This window comes from Burkholderia lata, from assembly GCF_902499025.1.
GTDB classification, from domain to species: Bacteria; Pseudomonadota; Gammaproteobacteria; order Burkholderiales; family Burkholderiaceae; genus Burkholderia; species Burkholderia lata_C.
Genome location: NZ_CABVPW010000032.1, coordinates 66,963 through 82,203 on the forward strand (window position 1 = coordinate 66,963; position 15,241 = coordinate 82,203).

General features: G+C 66.0%; 14 protein-coding genes. 6 read left to right on the forward strand and 8 right to left on the reverse strand.

Annotation, left to right across the window (positions count from 1 at the left end; all coding sequences use genetic code 11):
* Window positions 1-41 precede the first annotated feature (41 nt).
* From BDI24065_RS28490 to cysS, 5 genes are all read right to left on the reverse strand, one after another.
* Window positions 42-1,295: an aspartate kinase gene (locus BDI24065_RS28490; RefSeq protein WP_175034062.1), complete on the reverse strand. Its 1,254-nt coding sequence runs from the start codon at window positions 1,293-1,295 to the stop codon at window positions 42-44.
* Window positions 1,296-1,638: 343 nt separating this feature from the next.
* Window positions 1,639-3,060 (reverse strand): tRNA lysidine(34) synthetase TilS, encoded by a 1,422-nt coding sequence (tilS, locus tag BDI24065_RS28495; RefSeq protein WP_175034063.1) that lies wholly within the window; start codon window positions 3,058-3,060, stop codon window positions 1,639-1,641.
* A 46-nt stretch (window positions 3,061-3,106) separates the two neighbouring features.
* Complete coding sequence (locus tag BDI24065_RS28500) at window positions 3,107-4,078, reverse strand: acetyl-CoA carboxylase carboxyltransferase subunit alpha (RefSeq protein ID WP_175034064.1); 972 nt, start codon at window positions 4,076-4,078, stop codon at window positions 3,107-3,109.
* 103 nt (window positions 4,079-4,181) lie between these two features.
* Window positions 4,182-5,009 carry a DNA-3-methyladenine glycosylase family protein gene (locus BDI24065_RS28505; protein WP_175034065.1) on the reverse strand — a complete coding sequence of 276 codons (828 nt, stop codon included), beginning with the start codon at window positions 5,007-5,009 and terminating at the stop codon, window positions 4,182-4,184.
* 43 nt (window positions 5,010-5,052) lie between these two features.
* A complete protein-coding gene (cysS, locus tag BDI24065_RS28510) occupies window positions 5,053-6,450 on the reverse strand; it encodes a cysteine--tRNA ligase (protein WP_175034066.1) in 1,398 nt (465 codons plus the stop codon).
* Between the two features lie 233 nt (window positions 6,451-6,683).
* Here cysS and BDI24065_RS28515 point away from each other — a divergent pair, with 233 nt between their 5' ends.
* The 4 genes from BDI24065_RS28515 to BDI24065_RS28530 all read left to right on the forward strand — a co-directional run bounded on the left by BDI24065_RS28515 (window position 6,684) and on the right by BDI24065_RS28530 (window position 9,433).
* Window positions 6,684-7,406 (forward strand): tetratricopeptide repeat protein, encoded by a 723-nt coding sequence (locus tag BDI24065_RS28515; RefSeq protein ID WP_175034067.1) that lies wholly within the window; start codon window positions 6,684-6,686, stop codon window positions 7,404-7,406.
* A gap of 39 nt (window positions 7,407-7,445) precedes the next feature.
* Window positions 7,446-8,027, forward strand: coding sequence for a peptidylprolyl isomerase (locus tag BDI24065_RS28520; protein WP_011352517.1), 582 nt, complete (start codon window positions 7,446-7,448; stop codon window positions 8,025-8,027).
* A gap of 88 nt (window positions 8,028-8,115) precedes the next feature.
* Window positions 8,116-8,607 (forward strand): peptidylprolyl isomerase, encoded by a 492-nt coding sequence (locus tag BDI24065_RS28525; RefSeq protein WP_011352518.1) that lies wholly within the window; start codon window positions 8,116-8,118, stop codon window positions 8,605-8,607.
* Between the two features lie 25 nt (window positions 8,608-8,632).
* Window positions 8,633-9,433, forward strand: coding sequence for a UDP-2,3-diacylglucosamine diphosphatase (locus BDI24065_RS28530; protein WP_175034068.1), 801 nt, complete (start codon window positions 8,633-8,635; stop codon window positions 9,431-9,433).
* A 45-nt stretch (window positions 9,434-9,478) separates the two neighbouring features.
* Here BDI24065_RS28530 and cysE read toward each other — a convergent pair whose 3' ends face one another.
* Both cysE and BDI24065_RS28540 read right to left on the reverse strand, forming a co-directional pair.
* Window positions 9,479-10,282, reverse strand: a complete 804-nt coding sequence (gene cysE, locus BDI24065_RS28535) for a serine O-acetyltransferase (RefSeq protein WP_175034069.1) — start codon at window positions 10,280-10,282, stop codon at window positions 9,479-9,481.
* Between the two features lie 268 nt (window positions 10,283-10,550).
* Entirely contained in the window at window positions 10,551-11,375 is an 825-nt protein-coding gene (locus BDI24065_RS28540) for an RNA methyltransferase (RefSeq protein WP_175034070.1), read from the reverse strand.
* 280 nt (window positions 11,376-11,655) lie between these two features.
* Here BDI24065_RS28540 and BDI24065_RS28545 point away from each other — a divergent pair, with 280 nt between their 5' ends.
* Complete coding sequence (locus BDI24065_RS28545; RefSeq protein ID WP_011352522.1) at window positions 11,656-12,459, forward strand: inositol monophosphatase family protein; 804 nt, start codon at window positions 11,656-11,658, stop codon at window positions 12,457-12,459.
* 314 nt (window positions 12,460-12,773) lie between these two features.
* On the forward strand, window positions 12,774-14,396 hold the full coding sequence (locus tag BDI24065_RS28550) for an NAD(P)/FAD-dependent oxidoreductase (RefSeq protein WP_175034071.1): 1,623 nt from the start codon (window positions 12,774-12,776) through the stop codon (window positions 14,394-14,396).
* A gap of 159 nt (window positions 14,397-14,555) precedes the next feature.
* On the opposite strand, the gene BDI24065_RS28555 is transcribed toward BDI24065_RS28550, so the two are convergent.
* Window positions 14,556-15,161, reverse strand: coding sequence for a chloramphenicol phosphotransferase CPT family protein (locus BDI24065_RS28555; RefSeq protein ID WP_175034072.1), 606 nt, complete (start codon window positions 15,159-15,161; stop codon window positions 14,556-14,558).
* Window positions 15,162-15,241 lie beyond the last annotated feature (80 nt).

The following is a 15,241-nucleotide window of genomic DNA, read 5'->3' on the forward strand; positions in this document are numbered from 1 at the left end:
CAATTTCCGTGATGCATTTTCTTCAATGCATCACGAAAAATTCACGATGCCTGGTCGAGTTCGAATGCCTTGTGCAACGCGCGGACGGCCAGCTCCATGTATTTCTCGTCGATCAGCACCGAAATCTTGATTTCGGACGTCGAGATCATCTGGATGTTGATGCCCTCTTCCGACAGCGTGCGGAACATCTTGCTCGCGACACCGACGTGCGAACGCATGCCGACGCCGACGACCGACACCTTCGACACCTTCGGGTCGCCCTGCACCTGCTCGGCATTCACGTGGCCCTTCACCTGGTTGGTGAGGATGTCCATCGCCTTCTGGTAGTCGCCACGGCCGACCGTGAACGTGAAGTCGGTCTTGCCCTGGACGCTCTGGTTCTGGATGATCATGTCGACGTCGACGTTCGCATCCGCGACCGGGCCGAGGATCTGATACGCGATGCCCGGCTTGTCGGGCACGCCCATCACAGCAATGCGTGCTTCGTCGCGCTGGAACGCGATGCCGGAAATGACTGCCTTTTCCATGGTCTCGTCTTCTTCAAAAGTAATCAGGGTGCCCGAGCGCATTTCTTCGTCGAGCGCAATCAGCGGATCGGTCAGGCTCGACAGCACACGCGTCTTCACCTGGTATTTGCCGGCGAATTCGACCGAGCGGATCTGCAGGACCTTCGAGCCGAGGCTGGCCATTTCCAGCATTTCCTCGAACGTCACGCGATCGAGGCGTCGCGCCTCTTCGACGACGCGCGGATCGGTCGTGTAGACGCCGTCGACGTCCGTATAAATCAGGCACTCTTCGGCACTCAGCGCAGCCGCGACCGCCACCGCCGACGTATCCGAGCCGCCACGGCCCAGCGTCGTGATGTGACCGTCCGGATCGACGCCCTGGAAGCCTGTGATGATCACGACCTTGCCTGCATTCAGATCGGCCTTCACGCGTTCGTCGTCGATCGAGTGAATGCGCGCTTTCGTGAACGCGCTGTCGGTCTTGATCGGCACTTGCCAGCCGGCGTAGCTCACGGCCTCGACGCCGATTTCCTGCAGCGCGATCGACAGCAGGCCGACGCTGACCTGCTCGCCGGTCGACGCGATCATGTCGAGCTCGCGCGGGCTCGGCTGGCTCGAAATCTCTTTCGCAAGACCGAGCAGACGGTTGGTTTCGCCGGACATCGCCGAAGGCACGACCACCATCTGGTGCCCGGCCTGATGCCATTTTGCGACGCGTTTCGCGACGTTCTTGATGCGCTCGACCGAGCCCATCGAAGTGCCGCCGTATTTGTGTACGATGAGTGCCATTGTCGTTCTGAACTGGAGGAGAAACCGCACGGGCGCGCTGGGCAGGCCGCGTAGCCGTTCGGTCACGCGGCTTGTGGCTGTGGACGGACGACGAGGGGGACGGCTGGGACGCAACACGCAAGCGTGACGGATTTTGCCCGGAAGGCCGATCAGGCCGCGCAAACCGGGTACGTCACGCGGAAAACCTGCACAAATCGCTCAAAAATCGAGCCGAGCAAACGACCGAGCGTACCCGATAGAGGCCCGCTTGACAAGCCGCTCGCCGGGCCCGAGGCCGTTCCGGCGCTGTTTACCAAATGGTGAAAAACCGCGCGCCATCGCGCCGCCGGGCGGCCTGCCGCCGTTATGCGATCAGCAGGTCGGGACGCCACTCGATCCGGCGCCACGCGCCGTCACCGGACGCCCCGCTGTCGGACAAGCCGACATCGCGGTTCACGCCGAGGCGCGGCACGTAGATCAGCCGGTCGCCGGCGAACAGCAACGGCACGTCGCGCTGCCATGCGGGCACGCCGCGCTCCTGGAACAGGTTCTTCAGCGTGCGGCCGGGCCCGCCCGGCGACGTGCGCATCCGCTCTCCGCCCGCACGGGCGCGCGCGGCCAGCCGTGCGCCGCGCAGCAGCGCCTCCGGCACCGCATCGGCGCTTCCCGCATCGGCCGCTGCGAATACGAACGTGCCGCGCCATCCCGGCAGGTGCCAGACTTCCTGACCGTCCCATGCAAGCACCGATTCGGGGTGCGGCGTCCCGGCGCCGTCGTCCGCCGGCTCGCTGCTGTCGCCCGCTTCCCAGTAGACGACATCGCGATACAGGCGCAGGCATTGCCCCGCGTGATCGACACGCAGCGCGTGGGCGACATGGGTGGCACGCAACTGCCGCATCATGTTGGCGAGCCGAGCGGCGGACGCGCCCGGCAAACCGAGCCGGCGCATCCAGAAGCGCAGCAGGTTCGCGCCGCGCGTGTCGTCGAACGCGACCAGCGCGTCGCGCGACAACGCACGCCCGTCATCGCGCGCGGCAACGGCGAAGTCGAGTTCAGCCAGATCGTCGAGCAGTCGCTGCGCGGCGGCCGCATGCTGGGCCGCGCGACCGAGCGCGTCGCGAAAGCCCGGAAAATGCACGGCCAGCGCCGGCAGCACATCGATGCGCAGCGCATTGCGCGCATAACGCGTGTCGTTGTTCGATTCGTCGTCGATCCATGCCAGGTCGTGCTGCGTCGCATAGCGCTCGAGTTGCGCCCGCAACAATCGCAGCAGCGGGCGCACACGCTCGACGCTCACGCCGTCCGGGCGGTAACGCGGCGCCATCGCGGCAAGGCCCGCGATCCCCGCGCCGCGCAACAACTGCAGCAGCACGGTCTCGGCCTGGTCGTCCGCATGCTGCGCGAGCCACAGCGCGGCCACGCCATGGCGTTCGCACATTTCGTCGAGCGCCGCATAGCGCCGCTCGCGCGCCGTCGCCTCGACACCGAGGCCGCTGTCGCGCGGCACGTCGACGCGCATCGATTCGAACGCGACGCCGAGCCCGGCTGCGCTCGCCTCGGCATGCGCCACCCACGCGTCGGCATTCGCACTCAGCCCGTGATGCACGTGCAGCGCGACGCAACGCGACGCGCCCGCGCAGCGCACCGCCGCGTCGAGCAGCACCGTCGAGTCGAGGCCGCCGCTGTAAGCGATCGCGATGCGTGCATCGGGCGGCATGCCGGAAAGCGCAACGCCGACCGCGTCGAGGACGACGCGGTCGGCGGAGTATTCGGTGGGCGGAATCACGAGGGGAACGCGCGCGCAGCGGCGCGCGAATGGAAGACGCAGCCGGTCATGCGCCCGGCGTGGTTTCCTTGAACTTGCCGTAGGCCATCAGGCGCTCGAAGCGACGCTCGCGCAGCGCATCGATGCTCATGCCCTGGAACTGGCGCAGCGAATCGGCGAGCGCACGGCGCAGCAGCGCAGCCATGCCCTTCGGATCGCGATGCGCGCCGCCGAGCGGCTCGTTGATGATCTTGTCGATCAGGCCCAGCGCCTTCAGGCGGTGCGCGGTCAGGCCCAGCGCTTCCGCTGCTTCCGGCGCCTTCGCTGCGCTCTTCCACAGGATCGACGCGCAGCCTTCCGGCGAGATCACCGAGTAGGTCGAGAATTGCAGCATCATCACCGTGTCGGCCACCGCGATCGCGAGCGCGCCGCCCGAACCGCCCTCGCCGATCACCGTCGTGATGATCGGCGTCTTCAGCTCGGCCATCACGTACAGGTTGCGGCCGATCGCCTCCGACTGGCCGCGCTCTTCCGCGCCGATGCCCGGGTACGCGCCCGGCGTGTCGACGAACGTGAAGATCGGCAGACCGAACTTCTCGGCGAGACGCATCAGGCGTTCGGCCTTGCGATAGCCTTCCGGACGCGGCATCCCGAAGTTGCGCGCGGCGCGCTCCTTCGTGTCACGGCCCTTCTGGTGACCGATCACCATGCACGGATGACCGCCGAAGCGTGCGAGACCGCCGACGATCGACACGTCGTCCGCGAATGCGCGGTCGCCGTGCAGTTCGTGAAAATCGGTAAACAGCTCCGCAACGTAATCGAGCGTGTACGGACGCTGCGGATGCCGCGCGATCTGCGAAACCTGCCACGGCGACAGGTTCGCGTAGAGGTCTTTCGTCAGTTGCTGGCTTTTCTTCGACAGCCGCTCGATTTCTTCCGAAATGTCGACAGCCGAGTCGTCCTGCACGAATCGCAGCTCTTCGATCTTGGCCTCGAGTTCGGCGATCGACTGTTCGAAATCCAGAAACGTGGTCTTCATGTGTTCGAATCCTTGGGTCTTGCGGCAGCGCGTATTCTACCCGCGCGGGCGACGCTCAAAACCGGCTCTCAACTATTGATGTTTAAAACCCGATAGCCGCCACTCAGGCGTCGGTATCGGGTGCATCGAGGCTGCGCCACATGTACCAGGTCGCGACGGTGCGCCACGGTTCCCAGTTGGCGGCAACCTCGCGCGCTTCGCTGCGCGTGACGGGTTCCCCGCTGAAGTAATTGACGCTGATCGCGCGGATCAGGCCCGGGTCGTCGAGCGGCAGGACGTCCGGTCGCGACAGGTTGAAGATCAGGAACATCTCGGCCGTCCAGCGGCTTATGCCGCGGATCTGCGTAAGTTCCGCGATCACGTCCTCGTCGTCCATCGACGTCCATTTGTCGACGTGCAGCGCGCCCGACACGAAATGCTGCGCGAGATCGAGGATGTATTCCGTCTTGCGCTTCGACAGCCCGCACGCGATCAGCTTGTCCGCGCCGAGCCGGATCACCGGCTGCGGCGCGAGTTTCGGACAGGCATCCCCGATGCGCGCCCACAGCGACTGCGCCGACGGCACCGAAATCTGCTGGCCGACGACCGAGCGTGCGAGCGTGACGAACGGGTCGCCGCGCTTCACGAGATGCGCGGGACCGAACTTCGGAATCAGTTTCTTCATGATCCGGTCGCGCTTGACGAGGTCGGCGCACGCTTTATCCCAGTATGCAGGACGCACGACGACCTCCTCGCCGTCCGCTTCGGACCCACGGGACTTGCGGGCCGCATCGGCGGCCGGCTGCGCGGCCGCCGGCTGCGCGTGACCGTTGAGCGCGCCGTTCGGCACGGCGCGCGTCGCGTCCGTCTTCGCCGCCGGCACGCGCTTGGCTGCCGGACGCGCGGCGACCGGGGTCGCGCGCCTGACCGGCGCTTTTCTGGCCGTTGCCATCTTGCCTCCTACCTGACGGATCGGTCAGTGGAACGCACCGCGCTCATACGCGACGCCATTCGGTCGATCCGCCCGGTTTGTCTTCAAGTGCGATACCGGTCTCGAGCAGTTCCGCCCGGATCCGGTCCGCTTCGGCATAGTCCTTCGCTTGCTTCGCCGCGACACGCGCGGCGATCTTCGCTTCGATCTCGTCGGCGGCGAGCCCGCCCGCCTGCGCGGCGCCGGACGCCTGCTGCAGGAACGCGCGCGGTTCGCGGCCCAGCAGGCCAAGCAGGCCCGCCAGTTGTTTCAGTTGCCGTGCGAGCGACGCGTCGCGCGTGCGATTCACTTCGCCCGCGAGCTCGAACAGCGTCGCCACCGCGACCGGCGTGTTGAAGTCGTCGTTCATCGCGGCCGCGAAACGCTGCGCGTGCGGCTCGCTCCAGTCGAGCGCGAGCGTGTCGGCCTCGACATCCTTCAGCGCGGTGTAGAGACGCGTGAGCGAGGCGCGCGCATCGTCGAGATGCACGTCGCTGTAGTTGAGCGGCGAACGGTAGTGCGTGCGCACGATGAAGAAGCGCATGACTTCCGCGTCATAGCGCTCGAGGACTTCGCGGATCGTGAAGAAGTTGCCGAGCGATTTCGACATCTTCTCGTTGTCGACCTGCACGAAGCCGTTGTGCATCCAGTAATTGACGAACGTCTGGCCGGTCGCGCCTTCGCTCTGCGCGATCTCGTTCTCGTGGTGCGGGAACTGCAGATCCTGCCCGCCGCCGTGGATGTCGAAATGCTCGCCGAGCAGCGTGCAGCCCATCGCCGAGCACTCGATGTGCCAGCCCGGGCGCCCCATCCCGTACTTCGACGCCCACGACGTGCCTTCCGGATCTTCCGGCTTCGCGCGTTTCCACAGCACGAAATCGAGCGGATCTTCCTTCGCGTCGTTCGCGGCGACGCGCTCGCCCGCGCGCAGATCGTCGAGCGACTTGCCCGACAGCTTTCCGTAGTTCGCGAACTTGCGGACCGAGTAATTGACGTCGCCGTCGGTCGCCTGGTACGCGTAGCCGTTCGTCTCGAGCGTCTCGATCATGCCGAGCATCTGCGGAATGAACTCGGTCGCGCGCGGCTCGATGTCGGGCCGCTGGATGCCGAGCGCGCTTTCGTCGTCGTGCATCGCGCCGATGAAGCGGTCGGTCAGCGACTTGATCGTCTCGCCGTTCTCGACCGCGCGGCGGATGATCTTGTCGTCGATGTCGGTGATGTTGCGCACATACGTGACCCGGTAGCCGATCGCACGCAACCAGCGCTGGACGAGGTCGAACACGACCAGCATCCGCGCGTGGCCCACGTGACAATAGTCGTATACGGTGATTCCGCATACGTACATCCGCACTTCGCCGGACTGGCGCGGCACGAAAACTTGCTTGTCACGCGCGAGCGTGTTGTAGATGCGCAGTGATTCCATAGAGATGAACCGTGAGCCGAAGGAAACCGCCCTGGCGAAGCTCGCCCAGCATGCGAAACGGACGGACCATCTGCTGCGGCACCAGGCCGAGCGTCCACGTATCACATGGGGCGGTCAGGCTGCAAGCACAGCGGTGACGGCCACGAGAGGCTAAGAAAGACTGTCTGCCGCTCGCCGGAACGCGCAGACGTTTTGTTAGAATGGCTCGGAGTATAACATTCCGATTTACGCCTATGAAACCTCATCGCGGCCGCGCGCAGAGCGCTGCGACCCTCGTTGCGACCACCGTCATGGGCGTCGCGCTGACGCTTTTCGCGGCTCCCGCGGCGCATGCGCAGAAGGCCCCGGCCACCGCCGACGGCACCCCCGAAATCGACGCATCGATCGCCGGCAAGCAGTGGAAGCAGGCGCTCGCGCAGCTCGACGCTCGCATCGCATCGAACCCGCACGACGTGCAGGCGCAGTTCAAGCGCGGCACCGTTCTGGCACGCCTGAACCGCGATGACGACGCGATCCAGCAGTTCGTCGCGATCACGCAGGCGTACCCCGAACTGCCCGAGCCGTACAACAACCTTGCGGCGCTCTACGCGAAGCATGGCCGTTACGACGAAGCGCGCACCGCGCTCGTCACGGCGACGCAATCGAACCCGAGCTACTCGCTCGCGTACGAGAACCTCGGCGACCTCTACCTGCGCCTCGCGGCCGAGTCGTACAAGCGCGCGCAATCGCTCGGCCGCACGAGCGGCGCGACCGCGCAGCGCCTCGCCGATCTCCAGAAGATCGTGTCGCCGCAGAAGGCCGCGCCGAACGTCCGTGCAGCCGCACCGGCCACGCGCGACTACTCCGACCGCGCTGCCGCGAACGTGGGCACCACCACGCTGCCGATGTCGCCGACGTTCCAGTTCAGCGGTCCGTCGGGCGCACTGGCGGCGCCGTACGTCGCGCCGTCGCAATAAGCGGCGCGATCTTATTTCCCTCCCAACCTGAGGATCGCAATGAAACGTCTGTTGCTGGCGCTTGGCGGCGCCGCCCTTCTCGCGACCGCGACCGCACCTGCGTTCGCGCAATCGGCTACCGCGCACCCCGTCGTGCAGCTGAAGACCTCGCAGGGCGACATCCGCGTCGAGCTCTACCCGGAGAAGGCGCCGAAGTCCGTCGCCAACTTCCTCGATTACGTGAAGGCCGGCCAGTACAACGGCACGATCTTTCATCGCGTGATCAAGGGCTTCATGATCCAGGGCGGCGGCTACAAGACCAACTTCGAGGAGAAGCCGACCCGCGCGCCGATCCCGCTGGAAAGCCGCAATGGTCTGAAGAACCTGACGGGCACGATCGCGATGGCACGCACCAGCGATCCGAACTCGGCCACCGCGCAGTTCTTCATCAACACGGTCGACAACAGCGGCCTCGACTACCCGAACCCGGACGGCAATGGCTATGCGGTGTTCGGCAAGGTCGTGTCGGGTCTCGACGTCGTGAAGAAGATCGAAGGCGTGGCGACGACCTCGCGCGGCCCGATGCAGGACGTGCCCGCGCAACCGATCGTGATCGAATCGGCCAGCATCGTCTCGAAGTAAGAACCTGCCGGCACGTCCGGCGCCTCACGCGGCCGCGTCGCACGACCGGCCGCGTGCCATTTAAACCGCCTCACCGAAGGAATTCATCATGGTTGAACTGCATACGAACCACGGCGTGATCAAGCTCGAGCTCGACGCCGCGAAGGCACCGAAGACGGTCGAGAACTTCCTGAACTACGTGAAGAAGGGCCACTACGACGGCACCGTGTTCCATCGCGTGATCAACGGCTTCATGATCCAGGGCGGCGGCTTCGAGCCGGGCCTGAAGCAGAAGCCGACCGATGCGCCGATCGACAACGAGGCGAACAACGGCCTGAAGAACGACAACTACACGGTCGCGATGGCGCGCACGAACGATCCGCACTCGGCGACCGCCCAGTTCTTCATCAACGTGAACGACAACGACTTCCTGAACCACTCGTCGCCGACGCCGCAAGGCTGGGGCTACGCCGTGTTCGGCAAGGTCGTCGAAGGCCAGGACGTGGTCGACAAGATCAAGGGCGTCAAGACGGGTAACGCTGGTTTCCACCAGGACGTGCCGGCCGACGACGTCGTGATCGAGAAGGCCGTCGTGGTCTGACGCGCAGTTAAACGGAGGCACTTCGATGTTGCAGGAGAGTCCGCCGCGAAGCGTCTCCGCGGGCGTGCCGGGCGAGCGCGAATACGCGCAAGCCGCACGCCCGTTCCTGTTTCTCTCCGATCTGCACCTGAGCGAAGCGATCCCGAAGACGGTCGCCGCGTTCGAGCATTTCGTGAAATACACCGCCGACAGCGCCGACTCGGTGTTCATCCTCGGCGACCTGTTCGAATACTGGATCGGCGACGACATCCTCGACGACGATCCGTTCGCGGCACGCATGGCCGCGCTGATGCATACGTTCTCGGAGCGCGGCATTGCGCTCTACGTGATGCACGGCAACCGCGATTTCCTGCTTGGCCGACGCTTCATGAAAGCAGCCGGCGCCATGCTGCTGCCCGACCCTTCGCTGATCATGGCGTTCGGCCAGCGCATCGTGCTCGCGCACGGCGACGCGCAATGCACGGCCGACCGCGGCTACCAGCTGTTCCGCCGCTTCGCACGCAACCGCATCGCGCAATGGCTGTTTCTCGCCTGGCCGTTCCGCTGGCGCCGCGCGCTCGCGCAGCGCATGCGCTCGAACAGCGAAGCGGGCCGGATGCGCCCTGCCTCGGCGATTTACGATGTCACGCGTGAAGGGGTGGCCGCGCTGTTCCGGAAAAGCCGCGCGAGCGTGATCATTCACGGCCACACGCACCGCCCTGCGAGCCACGCAGAGCCGGGCGGCATCCGCTGGGTACTGCCCGACTGGGATCTCGACCACGGCAAGCCGCGCGGCGGCTACCTGCGCGTCGATGCGGAAGGCATCCACGCGATGCCGCTCGACTGACGCCGCCGCCATCGCGCCCAGCGGCGGCCGCGGGCATCCGCTGAATTACGCCTGGCGTTCGACCGACTTGCCTTCCAGCACGGCCGACAGCCGGCGCAGATCGAGACGCGCCGCGTCGGCGCCCTGCAGCGTTTCCAGATGCGTGCCGAGCCGTTCGAGCGCCGCGACGATCTCGTCGACGCGGCGGCTTTCCTTCGCCGCGTGATCGATCAACCCGTGAATCGCGAGCGACATCGGATCGTCGGCATTCGGCGTGATCCCGTACGCACAGAATGCCGCGCGTTCGGGCTGCGGCTTCGGCTGTGCCGGCATCACGATGCGCGCCGGATTGCCGACCGCCGTGCCGCCCGCCGGCACCGGCTTCACGACGACCGCGTTCGAGCCGATCTTCGCGCCCGCCCCGACGGTGAAACCGCCGAGCACCTTCGCGCCCGCGCCGACGATCACGCCGACCTCGAGCGTCGGGTGGCGCTTGGCGCCGCGCGTAAGCGACGTGCCGCCCAGCGTCACGCCCTGATAGATCGTGCAGTCGTCGCCGACGATCGCCGTCTCGCCGATCACGACACCCATCCCGTGATCGATGAACACGCGCCGGCCAATCGTCGCGCCGGGGTGAATCTCGATCCCGGTCAGGAACCGGCCGGCCTGCGACGCGAAACGCGCGAGCCAGTAGCGCTTCGCGCGCCAGCATGCGTGTGCGAAACGATGCAGCACGAGCGCATGCAACCCCGGATAACAGGTCAGCACTTCCCATGCACTGCGAGCGGCGGGATCCCGCTCGCGAATCGTTGCAACGTCTTCGCGCAGTCTCGTGAACATGATGTGGCCTGGGAAAAGGCCGGCGCGCATCGCCGGCAATGACCGGCCGTTATCGCGCCGGGTAATTTACTTATGACGTTTGGCGATTGTAGGGCGAGTCGCGAACGGCCGCACGAGCCCGCCAGTTCACCCCGCCACCGGCGCGGGTATTCGGGCGGAACGCTTGCTGCTGCAGCGTTTGCGGGGGGCGACCGGGTGGAGCAGCCCGGCTCGGCGCGACCGGCGGCCGACGTAACCGCGGCCCGACCGCGGGCGCCTCCCGCGCGCCGAGACCACGGACAGCCGGTGCGCCGGCCGCTTACGCGTCGCCGTCGGGTTTGCCCGATTTCAGCAGGATGTGCTTCGCGACGCCGCGCAGGATGTTGACCTCCTCGCGTTCGAGGCCCGTGCGCGCGAACAGGCGCCGCAGCCGCGGCATCAGCTTCTTCGGGTTGCGCGGATCGAGGAAATCGAGCGCGATCAATGCGTTCTCGAGGTGTACGTACATCCGCTCGATCTCGTCGCTCTGCGCCAGCGTGCCAACTTCGGCCGACGATTGCGCGGACGGTTCGCTCGCCTGCTCGAGAAACGCGACGCGCAGCTCGTACGCGAGCACCTGCACGGCCTGTGCGAGATTCAGCGAACTGTAGGCCGGGTTCGCCGGGATATGCGCGAGCGCGCTGCATTGCTCCACATGCTCGTTCGCGAGGCCCGTGCGCTCGTTGCCGAACACGAGCGCGATGTCGCCCGTGCCGACCTGCGCGCACGCCTGCGTCGCTGCGGCACGCGGCGCCAGGCGCGGCGGCCCGTATTCGCGCGTGCGCGCGGTCAACGCGATCGACCAGTGAACGCCGGACAGCGCGTCGCCGAGCGTCGGCACGACATGCGCGGACGCGAGGACGTCGTCCGCGCCGCTGGCCATCGCGATGGCCTCGGGATCGCTCTGCACGTGCGGCACGCGCGGCGCGACCAGCACGAGACGCGAGAAGCCCATCGTTTTCAGCGCGCGGGCAGCCGCCCCGACATTGCCGGGATGGCTCGGCTCGACGAGCACGAAGCGGGTGGACGTAAAGCCGCCGGACGGCGGCCGGGACGAGGCCGCGCCCGGCTCGGACGGCGCGGCGGTGATCTGCGGGGTTTCCACTACGATACGACTCGGTTCATCAGAATGGCAGTATGGTATCGCCATCGCCGCAGCAAACCCACTCGTCCGGACGGATAGTGGGGGTTTCCCCGTATTCCGGTCGCCTGAAACCGCCAAAAATCGGGTAAAATCATGCCTTTACGCGTCGCACTCCGTGCGGCGCGGGTCGTACCCCGTTCTTTGTCAATTCGCGTCTCACCTCGCCTGCCACGCTTGCGCCGTGCCGGGCGGTTGTTCCACTTCGTGGCGGCCCGTGCCGCCGGCTACAGGATCCAGGCTCATGCATCCCATGCTCAACATCGCTGTCAAGGCTGCGCGCCGCGCCGGACAGATCATCAATCGCGCGTCCCTCGATCTCGACCTGATCGAGATCCGCAAGAAGCAGCAGAACGACTTCGTCACCGAAGTGGACAAGGCCGCCGAAGACGCGATCATCGAGACGCTGAAGACCGCCTACCCCGACCACGCGATCCTCGCGGAAGAATCGGGCGAGTCGGAGAACGAATCCGAATTCAAGTGGATCATCGATCCGCTCGACGGCACGACCAACTTCATCCACGGCTTCCCGTACTACTGCGTATCGATCGCGCTCGAGCACAAGGGCGTCGTCACGCAGGCTGTCGTCTACGACCCGAACAAGAACGACCTGTTCACGGCCACCCGCGGCCGCGGCGCGTACCTGAACGACCGCCGCATCCGCGTCGGCCGCCGTGACCGGCTGTCGGACGCGCTGGTCGGCACGGGCTTCCCGTTCCGCGAAAAGGATGGCCTCGATGCCTACGCGCGCCTCTTCACCGAAATGACGCAGGCCTGCACGGGCCTGCGCCGTCCGGGCGCGGCCGCACTCGATCTCGCGAACGTCGCGGCCGGCCGCCTCGACGCGTTCTTCGAACAGGGCATCAACGTGTGGGACATGGCAGCGGGCAGCCTGCTGATCACCGAGGCCGGCGGCCTCGTCGGCAACTACACGGGCGACGCCGATTTCCTGCATCGCCATGAAATCGTCGCGGCGAACCCGAAGATCTACGCGCAGATGATCCCGATCCTGAAGGGTTACACGCGCGTGCATCCGGCGGCGGAATAAGCCCCGGCCGCGGCCGCATGGCGCGGCTTGCGCGCACCTCCGCTCGCGGGCATCGTCATGACGGCGCACCGTTCGCCTCCCGGTTGTCGGGAGGCGGGACAATCTTCCCGCACAAGGGTCGCTTCGTGCGCCTATCCTGAAGTTGCTTGAGTTGTTCGGGCCAGTCAGCGGACTGCCGCTTGCACTGCCCTTCCCGCAATGACAATGATTGGTTTGCGTCCGGCATGCCCGCACGGCGGACAACCCCGCCGGCCTGCCGGCCCCCGACCGTATCAACACCGCCACGACGCCGTGGCAATCGCATCCGAGTCCCCATGTTACGGCTAAGCGAAATTAAACTCCCCCTCGACCACCCCGAAAGCGCGCTCGAGGCCGCGATTCGCGAGCGCCTCGCGGAGCTTGGCGTGGACGCAGACGGGCTCCTCCGTTACACCGTGTTCCGCCGTGCGCACGATGCGCGCAAGCGCGCCGACATCAAGCTCACGTATATCGTCGATGTCGAAGTCACGGACGAAGCGGCCGCGATCAAGCGCCTCGCCGGCAAGCCGCATTGCGGCGTGACGCCCGACATGGCGTACCACTTCGTCACGAAGGCGCCCGAGCACGGCGATTTCCTGCGCCCGGTCGTGATCGGCATGGGGCCGTGCGGCCTGTTCGCGGGGCTGATCCTCGCGCAGATGGGTTTCCGTCCCATCATCCTCGAACGCGGCAAGGCCGTGCGCGAGCGCACCAAGGACACCTTCGGCCTGTGGCGCAAGAGCGTGCTCAACCCCGAATCCAACGTGCAGTTCGGCGAAGGCGGGGCCGGGACGTTTTCCGACGGCAAGCTGTACAGCCAGATCAAGGATCCGAACCACTACGGCCGCAAGGTGCTGGACGAATTCGTCAAGGCCGGCGCACCGGAAGACATCCTGTACCTGAGCCGGCCGCACATCGGCACGTTCCGCCTCGTCAGCATGGTGGAAAAGATGCGCGCGTCCATTCACGAACTGGGTGGCGAAGTGCGTTTCGAAACGCGGGTCGACGACATCGAGATCGATCAGGGCAAGGTGCGCTCGCTGACGCTCTCGAACGGCGAAACGCTGCGGTGCGACCACGTGGTGCTGGCCGTGGGCCACAGCGCGCGCGACACCTTCCAGATGCTGCACGATCGCGGCGTCTACGTCGAAGCCAAGCCGTTCTCGCTGGGTTTTCGCATCGAACATCCGCAGGGGTTGATCGATCGTAGCCGCTTCGGCAAGTTCGCGGGCCACAAGCAGCTCGGTGCGGCGGACTACAAGGTGGTCCACCACTGCAGCAATGGCCGGGCCGTCTACAGCTTCTGCATGTGCCCCGGCGGCACGGTGGTCGCGGCAACCTCCGAGCCGGGCCGCGTGGTCACCAACGGCATGAGCCAGTATTCGCGCGCCGAGCGCAACGCGAATGCGGGCATCGTCGTCGGCATCACGCCGGACGATTATCCCGGCGGCCCGCTGGCGGGCATCGCGTTCCAGCGCAAATGGGAAGAGCGCGCGTTCGAACTCGGCGGCGGCGATTACCGCGCACCGGGCCAGCTGGTCGGCGATTTCATCGCAGGCCGGCCGTCGACGTCGCTCGGCTCCGTCGAGCCGTCGTACAAGCCGGGCGTGAACCCGACCGATCTCAGCACCGCACTGCCGGACTACGTGATCGAAGCGATCCGCGAAGCTCTCCCCGAGATCGACAAGAAGATCGCCGGCTTCGCGATGCACGATGCGGTGCTCACCGGGGTCGAGACGCGCACTTCTTCGCCGATCCGGATTCGACGCAAGGACGATTACCAGAGCATGAACGTCGAAGGCCTGTATCCGGCCGGTGAAGGTGCAGGTTATGCGGGTGGCATCTATTCGGCAGCCATCGACGGGATCGAAGTCGCGCAAGCGGTCGCGCTCAGCATGGCATCGGCGCAAGCGGCCTGAGGTGCCGGGCAGGATCGGCGCGCGGAGGTTCGCGCGCCGGGTAAGGCCGGGCCTTAGCCAACCACACCGGGATGATGCAGCCGTACCTGCACCTTTTCCGACGAAGTACCGCACCGAAACCTGCGCCAGGACCGACCCTCGCCCTTTGAGGGTCGGCCGTTACCGGCGAGCACCAGCGTCATCCGAGTTACCGAAAAACTCCCCGCGCATTTTCGAGAAGGCTGCAGGAACCGGCCCGCTTTGCAGCCAGTTCAGAACGGACTGACCGCAATCGGTTTCGTTTGCCGACGATGTGTCCACGACGTAATCGTAATGACGGCCGGCGTGAATCGTGCCGTATTGGGACTCGGCCAGTCCGATCTTGCGGTCACCACGAAGACGTTCGCGATCGATCAGAACGTCGAGCGAACAGAACACGCCGACGATGAATACCGGCAAGCCGACAAGATCTTCCAGCATGTAGCGCCACGCGTCGGACGACAAGACGTGATCGACTATCGCCCCCTGGCCATGCCGGGAAAAGGTGGCCGCGGTGGCATTGATCGCTCGACACAGAGCCGCCACACGAATCTGCACCAACGGCTTCTCGACCGCCCAGTAGTCGGGCGGCTCCATGTTTCGAAAGACATCCAGCTCGACGTGCAAATGGCGTTCGTCGAGGTTATCGCGCAGATACCTGGCCAGCGTGCTTTTGCCGGCGCTGCTCGGACCGTTGAGTACGACGATGGTCCCATGGCGGGGCTCCGGCATTTCAGTGGTTCGCATTGGGGTACCCGTCGACGTCGTGCGGACGCTAAGACGCAATTGTTGACGAAGTGAACCGCGATGTCGAACCGCCTCGATCG